General features: G+C 47.9%; 9 protein-coding genes. 7 read left to right on the top strand and 2 right to left on the bottom strand.

The window, feature by feature from the left end:
• Positions 1 to 142 precede the first annotated feature (142 nt).
• A complete protein-coding gene (locus ACO6V1_RS11170) occupies positions 143 to 358 on the bottom strand; it encodes a hypothetical protein (protein ID WP_422444536.1) in 216 nt (71 codons plus the stop codon).
• 571 nt (positions 359 to 929) lie between these two features.
• Here ACO6V1_RS11170 and ACO6V1_RS11165 point away from each other — a divergent pair.
• The 3 genes from ACO6V1_RS11165 to ACO6V1_RS11155 all read left to right on the top strand — a co-directional run bounded on the left by ACO6V1_RS11165 (position 930) and on the right by ACO6V1_RS11155 (position 3,877).
• A complete protein-coding gene (locus ACO6V1_RS11165; protein WP_422444538.1) occupies positions 930 to 2,375 on the top strand; it encodes a TrkH family potassium uptake protein in 1,446 nt (481 codons plus the stop codon).
• 155 nt (positions 2,376 to 2,530) lie between these two features.
• Positions 2,531 to 3,157, top strand: a complete 627-nt coding sequence (locus tag ACO6V1_RS11160) for a YjfI family protein (protein ID WP_422444540.1) — start codon at positions 2,531 to 2,533, stop codon at positions 3,155 to 3,157.
• Between the two features lie 30 nt (positions 3,158 to 3,187).
• Positions 3,188 to 3,877, top strand: a complete 690-nt coding sequence (locus tag ACO6V1_RS11155) for a PspA/IM30 family protein (protein ID WP_269672200.1) — start codon at positions 3,188 to 3,190, stop codon at positions 3,875 to 3,877.
• Here ACO6V1_RS11155 and ACO6V1_RS11150 read toward each other — a convergent pair whose 3' ends face one another.
• The gene (locus ACO6V1_RS11150; protein ID WP_422444542.1) at positions 3,878 to 4,510 is read right to left on the bottom strand and encodes a LysE family translocator; all 633 of its coding nucleotides are present in this window, start codon (positions 4,508 to 4,510) and stop codon (positions 3,878 to 3,880) included.
• Positions 4,511 to 4,604: 94 nt separating this feature from the next.
• On the opposite strand from ACO6V1_RS11150, the gene ACO6V1_RS11145 reads away from it, so the two are divergent.
• The 4 genes from ACO6V1_RS11145 (at position 4,605) to ACO6V1_RS11130 (ending at position 7,483) form a co-directional block, all read left to right on the top strand.
• A complete protein-coding gene (locus tag ACO6V1_RS11145) occupies positions 4,605 to 5,264 on the top strand; it encodes a DUF2491 family protein (protein ID WP_422444544.1) in 660 nt (219 codons plus the stop codon).
• An 80-nt stretch (positions 5,265 to 5,344) separates the two neighbouring features.
• Positions 5,345 to 5,755, top strand: coding sequence for a DUF350 domain-containing protein (locus ACO6V1_RS11140; protein WP_101747451.1), 411 nt, complete (start codon positions 5,345 to 5,347; stop codon positions 5,753 to 5,755).
• Between the two features lie 19 nt (positions 5,756 to 5,774).
• Entirely contained in the window at positions 5,775 to 6,311 is a 537-nt protein-coding gene (locus ACO6V1_RS11135; protein ID WP_422444546.1) for a DUF1190 domain-containing protein, read from the top strand.
• A complete protein-coding gene (locus ACO6V1_RS11130; protein WP_422444548.1) occupies positions 6,311 to 7,483 on the top strand; it encodes a glutathionylspermidine synthase family protein in 1,173 nt (390 codons plus the stop codon). The genes ACO6V1_RS11135 and ACO6V1_RS11130 overlap by 1 nt, the downstream gene beginning before the upstream one ends.
• Positions 7,484 to 7,515: the final 32 nt, after the last annotated feature.

Raw genomic sequence — 7,515 nt, 5'->3', positions numbered from 1 at the left:
CGCTCAAGGCTGAAAATCCCGATAAAGCAATTTATCGGGATTTTTTTGTTGGCAAGTATGCAGTCAGGTTGTTGTTTAGTCACGAAGGAGTAGGGTAAGAGTTCAGATACTACTGTTCCCATGGGCTTGCAGATCTGCAGGGTCATGAATCAAACCAAAAGACGATGCGCTCTGCTTTACTCTTTTGTAGTTGGGCCAGGTCCTGAAAATAACCTTCACCCAGAGCCTCTCTGACAGTATGAGTAACGAACTCTTCTGGAACATGAGCCGCTTCAATGTTTCTGTCTCGCAAGGGCTTGTCATAGTTATAGGAAGTCGTTTCTGAAACGAACACCGGCAACAAATGAAAAAACACCATAATCGCGATCGCTTAAAGGTTTATAGTCCGGGATTTCTTCCCATTGCCCAAAATTATTTCTGAACTCAGCGTATGCATGTATGTCTGTACCCATAACTATTCAACCTCTGTGGTGATTTACCTCAGTTTTTCATAGTCAGCCGTTGTGTTAAGACGGTTGATACAATGACTTCTCCCCCATCATCTAGGAGGCTGTCCGAGAATAGCGCCCGTAGCGAGGATGGCAGAAAATTGAGGATAAAAAGTCGGAAATTTTTAGTGAATAGTGGTTCTATTTGCTAAAAATTTCCGACCTTTTAGACCAATTTGCTGCCACCGCAGTAGGGCAGTCTATTCTCGGACAGCCTCCTAGCTCATGGATTGGTATGGGAATATACAGAATGGCTAGGTGTAAGCTTTTACAGACACACCTGCGCATACTGATAATAATGTTTTCTGATAATTGGCCGTTGGCTGTTTTCCCGTCATTCAGACCTGCTGAACCAAAAAAAGTTTCAGACCATAGGCCTGATGAGCCAGATCATTATTTTTCGAGAACAAAACGCAAAAGCTCTCAAGTTTCTTTAAGACCATGCATTACAAACCTGTACTATACGTCATTGGACTTTTATTGATGACGCTGGCGGCACTGATGTGCATCCCGCTGTTTACCAATATTTTTTTTAATACGCCTGCTCACTACCTGGCTTTCACACTGTCGCCACTGCTGACGTTTGTCGTGGGTGGTATCTTATGCTGGTCGTGCAAAACAGAAGTCTTTGGATTCCGGTCCAGGGAGGTTTTCCTGCTGACCAACTCAAGCTGGATATTGGTCTGTGTGTTTGGTGCGCTGCCTTTTATTTTTGAAACAGAAATCAGCTTTACTGATGCATTCTTTGAAACCATGTCAGGCATTACCACCACGGGCTCTACGGTGCTGGTCGGTCTGGATAATATGAATCCGGGTATTTTGATGTGGCGCTCAGTCCTTCAATGGTTGGGGGGGATTGGCTTTATTGTCATGGCGGTTGCGGTTCTGCCTTTTCTTAAGGTGGGTGGTATGCGTCTGTTTCAGAGTGAGTCTTCCGACTGGTCGGAAAAAGTAATGCCCCGATCCGGTGTGATTGCCAAGCGGATCGTTCAGATATACCTGGGGTTGAGCGCATTGTGTGCCATGGCCTATTACATGGGAGGAATGACGGCTTTTGAAGCCATCAACCACGCAATGGCAACGCTCTCAACCGGTGGTTTCTCCACCTCCGATGCATCAATGGCACATTTTGACACCCCTGTCATCCACTGGGCTGGCATCATTTTTATGTTGCTGGGCAGTCTTCCCTTTGTTCTGTTAGTAAGATTTCTGTCGGGTAATGCCGAGCCGTTATGGAAAGATTGTCAGGTTCGGGGCTTTCTTAAGCTGATTGGGATTCTCTGGGTCACCATGACAGCCTGGTTAGTGCTGAACTCTGACTACGGCGTTTTTGCTGCACTGAATCTGGTTGCCTTCAATACGACATCTGTCATAAGTACCACTGGCTTTGCCCTTACCGACTACTCAATGTGGGGAGGCTTTGCCGGAGCTTCGTTTTTCTTCCTGAGTTTTATTGGCGGTTGCTCAGGCTCTACCACTGGCGGTGTAAAGATCTTTCGCTTTCAGCTGGGGCTGAGGCTGCTTAATGTGCAGCTGAAGCTGTTGAGCCACCCCCGGGCCTGCTTCAGCATGAAATACAATGGTCAGCCACTGACCTCTGATATTATTCGCTCATTTGTCGGGTTTACTTTTTTCTTTCTGATGCTGACAGGCATCATCACACTGCTACTCAGTTTGATGGGGCTGGACTTTATTACCAGCCTGACAGGAGCGGTCACAGCCATTGCCAACGTTGGGCCGGGGCTTGGAGACATTATTGGTCCTTCCGGTAACTTTGCACCACTGCCTGATATGGCCAAGTGGGTATTGGCAGCGGGCATGCTGATGGGACGATTGGAGGTCATTACCGTTCTGGTGATGTTTACGTCGGCGTATTGGCGACGATAAGACGCTATCTTTTCGCAAGCGTGATAAAAAGTTTACATAGCAGGCAGTTGAAAAAAACAATACGACCTTTATATTACATGTAATATTTGTTACATGTAATGGATTGCCTGATCACTGAACTGGTCAGGCAATCCACTAATACAGAGAGTTCATTCATGGCCTTGCGGAAAAACGCTGCACATTATCAGCGACAGTTTCGCTCCAGGATGAGAGAGCAGGGGCTGGTAAAAAAAGAAATCTGGATTATGCCAGAAAACGCCAGCCTGCTGCGGGACATTGAGCAGCAACTACGGCAAATCGATTCCTATCAACCACCAGGACCTACCATCATGACCCAGTCATCAAGTGTTTGGACGATTCAAAGCTTATACGAAGCGTTGGCTAATGACCCACTGAGTACCAGTGGTAATGCGGTGTTGAATCTGGTGGATGGGACTGAGCCCTGTCTGGAAATCAGTATGGTTGAGTTTGGTGATCTGCCTATCTACCTGACGGTTTCCGGGGAGCAGATCATTGCCGATGCGGTGCTCTGGCCTTTTTCACTGGTCAAGGACCCGGTTGCGTTAAATGATGAGGTTTTGCGTACTCACAAATTATTTCCGCTGTCGACGATCAGTCTGGATCGCTTTCCGGATGGCAATGAGTACTACACCATTTTTGGTGCACTGAGTTCATCGTCTTCACTGCAGAATATCGTGCAGGAAATAGAAACACTGGCAGCCAATGCCATCAAGGCGACAGAAGCCTATGGGAATCACCTGACTTCTGAGTCAGTGGCTTAATACCATCAAGCATTAAAACAGGTAAATACCATGAGCATTTGGAGTAAAGTGATGACGGCCCTGAAAGGGGCGACCAACGAAGTCGGTGAAGCGATTGCAGACAGCAATGCTTTGCGTATTCTGGATCAGGAAATTCGTGAGGCGAGTGATCAGCTGCAGCAGTCCAAGACTCAGTTGGCTGGCATCATGGCCAAGCAAAAACTCTCCTCACAAAAGTGTGCCGAGCTGAAGGAAAAAGTGGCTGAATATGAAGGCTACGCCATAAAAGCCCTGGATCAGGGCGATGAATCGCTGGCCACAGACGTTGCCAGCAAGATTGCCGAGTATGAGGCGCAGCTTCATTCAGAACTGGAAATGGAAAAGAGCTTTGCGGGCAGCATCGTCAGCCTGAAAAAGGCCATTACGGATGCAGAAGCCAACCTTCGTCGTCTCAAGCAGCAGGTTGATACGGTTAAAGCGACAGAGTCCGTACAAAAAGCACAGGCTGCCTGTGCCGCCAAACACAGCGGTGTTAACTCAAAAATGGCGACGGCAACGGATTCTCTGGAACGAATCAAACAACGGCAGGCAGAGAGGGCTGCCCAGATGGAAGCGGCCAGTGAACTTTCCGGTGATACTGCTGAGAATGATCTGCAGGCCAAACTCAAGGCGGCGGGTATCACCAAGGGTGATGCTGATGCCTCCAGCGTATTGGAACGTCTGAAGGCTCGTCAGGGTTAGTCATGATGGGGGTGAGGTAAACGCGGTCCCGATGCCGAGAAGAATGAACGCTGAGCCAGTCATCCATTTGCCCCACTGCATGCGTTGCTTGCAGTGGAGTATTTGTTTGCCAACACTGCCAGCAAACAGCCCAACAGCTGCATCAATCGGAAAGGCTACCAGCACAAACGTCAGGCCAAGCATTAAGATATCAATGTGAGCCGAGGGGCTCGACGGATCAATGAATTGTGGAAAAAAAGCCAGAAAAAAAAGAATGACTTTCGGATTCAGCACATCTGTAATCACACCCTGATAAAAAATCTTTTTCAGGGCGGCGTTGGAAATACACTGTTCATTGCTATGCTCACCTTTCGAAAAAAAGAGCGTTCCGATTCCCAGGTAACAGAGATAAGCCGCCCCGGCATATTTAATCAGCGAAAAGCCCATGGTGGATGAGGCTATCAGGGCAGATAGCCCGAGAGATGCAATGATAGTATGGATAAGCACACCGGTATGCACACCCAGTGCAGAAATGAATCCAGCCATGGCTCCCTGGGAAAGCCCACGGGTGGTGATATACAGTAAATCCGGACCCGGAGCCAGGGAAAGGATCAGGGTCGCTATCAGAAATAGCGCCAGTGATGACTCAGACATAACACGTTCTCTTTCTATTCGTAGCCATCTGTCAGGGGTTTAAGAGTATAGTCCCGATTTCTCTATCAAGCGTTTCAAAGGGTGGTTTGTTTTTATGATCTTTGACTGGTTTAAGCGTAAGAAAGAAGACGAAAGCAAGAGTGTTGTTTTACCATCGCCGCTTAATTTGCGGTTGGGAACTGCGGTTGAATTGGATTTGTTACCTTTCCAGATGATCCGTGAGCAGTTGGGATTCACCTTGCCAGAAGGGATTCAGACGATTGAGGCAGCAGGCTTCATTGATTTAGGGGCCGGTGCTTCGCTGTGCCGCTTTTATACGTCGGATGATGGCTTTATTCAGATATCAACCAGTGGCGGTTATGAAACGCAGAACATTGATGACATAAAATTCTTTGTCTTTGCACAAACCCATAATATTGCCAGTGAGAGCGGTGCGAGCCTTTGGGTCAGTGACTCCGGTTTGATTGGTGATAAGCACTTTGAGCTGAATGAAACAGATTACCGCCGGGTCTGGGATGAGGCGGTTCCCGGTCGGATTGAACCGGTCAATTTCACGGAAACGGTTCACAGTCGTGATGAGTCGGTAACGGCTTATGATGTAGACCATCTGGCCATGCTCTATCAGCGACAAATCAGTGGCAGTGAGCGTTATGAGTATCTTCTGGCGTCCCTTGAGTTCAGTGGTGAGGATGAAGCAACAGCTGTCGTAAGTTTAGGGTTTGATCTTGATCTTTCAGCCATGACGATCACTTGACCAATACGGCATGAATGAATTTCCGGTCTGGCAAGGGTATCCTTGTCAGTCAGTTCCAATAATGTTCAGGATGTAACAATATGATCGCCATTACCGACTATTTAGCCGGAGTTCCTCTTTTTCTTGCCTATTTTGCCGTTGCGCTGGTATTAACGGGGATTTATGTCCTGGTTTACACTTGGTGTACTCCCCATGAAGAGATGAAATTGATCAGGGCGGATGTGCCGGCTGCTGCCATTGCTTTTGCTGGCAGTTTAATCGGCTTTGTTCTGCCCCTGGCCAGTGTCATTGAAAACTCGATTGACCTGGTGGATATGGCGCTCTGGGGCGGTGTTGCCCTGATTGTTCAGTTGGCTACATTTTTTGGACTAAGACTGTTTATTCCGCAAATCTCAGAGCATATTGCAGACAATAAGCTGGCTTCTGGTATCTGGCTGGGGGGAGTATCAATCGCAGCCGGTTTATTGAACGCTGCCTGTTTGACCTATTAGTACCGGAGTTAAGGGAATAATGAAGCGTTCAAAGAAGTTGCAGCTTGCCATTATGGGAACCGCTCCGTTTGTGCTCAGTGGCTGCACAGATTCCGCCAGAGAAGCGCTGGTTTATAAAGACGTAGCCAGTTGCATCAGTGATGGCGTGATATCCGATTCAGTTTGCCGGTATGAACACAACAAGGCCTGGCAGAACCATTTAATGATGGCACCCAAATATAATGCCGCCTCAGACTGCCAGCAGGACTTCGGCACGACATGCCAGCAACTGGCTTCCGGAGAGTATATTCCAACCATGGAAGGCTTTATGCTTGCCGCAGAGCCTGGCTCGAGCAGAAGCTCTTTTACGGTTATTCCTCTCTATCTTGGGAGCGGCGGTTTTTTCCGGACGGGTAACTACGATAGGGTTGGCAGCAGTTATCAGCAGGGAAAGGTCATCGTTGATAAAAAAGCAACGGCCAAGCCTTCTTTGACCAAGCCTTCAATAAAAAGTACTACTATGAAGCGTGGTGGTTTTGGCAGCCGTTCTGCCGCAAGAGGAAGCTGGGGGGGATAATGCTGCGTATTACCTCTGCGCCAAGAAAAGATTGGACCAGACTGGCGGAGTCCCTTGGGTTTAAGTTCCACACCATTGGTGGGGAAGCCTATTGGGATGAGACTGCTTATTATCAGTTCACTATAAAGCAGGTCGAGCAGGATATTGAAGATCCTACCGCAGAGATCCACCAGATGTGCCTGCACCTTGTGGATAAAGCTGTGAATTCAGAACAACTGATGGAGCGTCTGCGAATTCCCCGATTTTTCTGGGACTATGTGCGTGAGTCCTGGTTGAGAAGGGATTCCCATCTGTATGGACGAATGGATTTCTCCTACGATGGTCAATCACCTGCAAAGTTCTATGAATATAACGCAGACACGCCTACGTCATTATATGAGTCTGCTTTTTTTCAATGGCTCTGGCTGGAGCAGATGGTGGAAGAGAAGAAGCTTCCGCCAGAGATCGATCAGTTCAATATCATTCAGGAAATGCTGATTGAAGCACTGGTGTTACTGAAAAAGCAGAAGATGGCCGGTGAGCCACTTTACTTCTCTTGCAGTCAAGACTCCGAAGAAGACTATGGAACGGTTGAATACTTCCGTGACTGTGCTGTTCAGGCAGGACTTGGTACACAGTTTATTTACACTGAGGACATCGGTATCAGTCCGGAGGGCCAGTTTACCGACCTGGAAGATAGAACCATTCCCGGAATGTTTAAACTCTACCCTTGGGAGTTTATGTTTGAAGAAGCGTTCGGGAGTTACCTTCCGGGCAGCGATACATTATTTTTTGAACCTCCGTGGAAGGCCATTCTGTCAAATAAGGCAATCCTTCCCCTTCTGTGGCAGGAATTCAAAGGACACCCTAATCTTTTACCCTGCTATTTCGAGGATGAAAAACCGGGAGATGACCTGGGAAGTCATTACGTTAAGAAACCGGTTTTTTCCAGAGAAGGTGCAAACATCGCGGTGATGGACAATGGTAAGACGACGGTGACCGTTGATGGGCCCTATGTCGATAGTGGCTATGTTCTACAGAAATATCAGCCTCTGCCGGTATTTGCCGGAAACCACACGCTGATCGGCAGCTGGGTTATTGCTGATCGTCCGGCAGGCATTGGTATAAGGGAAGATAACTCGGTGATAACCAGGGACAGCTCAAGGTTTGTGCCGCATGTGATCAGGGAGTAGTTAAAAAAAGACCCTGACTTCATAACGGAGCA

Source organism: Endozoicomonas sp. ALC013, from assembly GCF_049310205.1.
Classification (GTDB): Bacteria; Pseudomonadota; Gammaproteobacteria; order Pseudomonadales; family Endozoicomonadaceae; genus Endozoicomonas.
Note: the sequence above shows the minus strand (reverse complement) of the source record. Positions and strands in the feature narration are given on the sequence as shown.

What these genes read in the sequence shown, in the direction of transcription:
- ACO6V1_RS11170 (WP_422444536.1), bottom strand. Translation starts at nt 358, where the DNA reads ATGGTGTTTTTTCATTTGTTGCCGGTGTTCGTTTCAGAAACGACTTCC.
- ACO6V1_RS11165 (WP_422444538.1), top strand. Translation starts at nt 930, where the DNA reads ATGCATTACAAACCTGTACTATACGTCATTGGACTTTTATTGATGACG.
- ACO6V1_RS11160 (WP_422444540.1), top strand. Translation starts at nt 2,531, where the DNA reads ATGGCCTTGCGGAAAAACGCTGCACATTATCAGCGACAGTTTCGCTCC.
- ACO6V1_RS11155 (WP_269672200.1), top strand. Translation starts at nt 3,188, where the DNA reads ATGAGCATTTGGAGTAAAGTGATGACGGCCCTGAAAGGGGCGACCAAC.
- ACO6V1_RS11150 (WP_422444542.1), bottom strand. Translation starts at nt 4,510, where the DNA reads ATGTCTGAGTCATCACTGGCGCTATTTCTGATAGCGACCCTGATCCTT.
- ACO6V1_RS11145 (WP_422444544.1), top strand. Translation starts at nt 4,605, where the DNA reads ATGATCTTTGACTGGTTTAAGCGTAAGAAAGAAGACGAAAGCAAGAGT.
- ACO6V1_RS11140 (WP_101747451.1), top strand. Translation starts at nt 5,345, where the DNA reads ATGATCGCCATTACCGACTATTTAGCCGGAGTTCCTCTTTTTCTTGCC.
- ACO6V1_RS11135 (WP_422444546.1), top strand. Translation starts at nt 5,775, where the DNA reads ATGAAGCGTTCAAAGAAGTTGCAGCTTGCCATTATGGGAACCGCTCCG.
- ACO6V1_RS11130 (WP_422444548.1), top strand. Translation starts at nt 6,311, where the DNA reads ATGCTGCGTATTACCTCTGCGCCAAGAAAAGATTGGACCAGACTGGCG.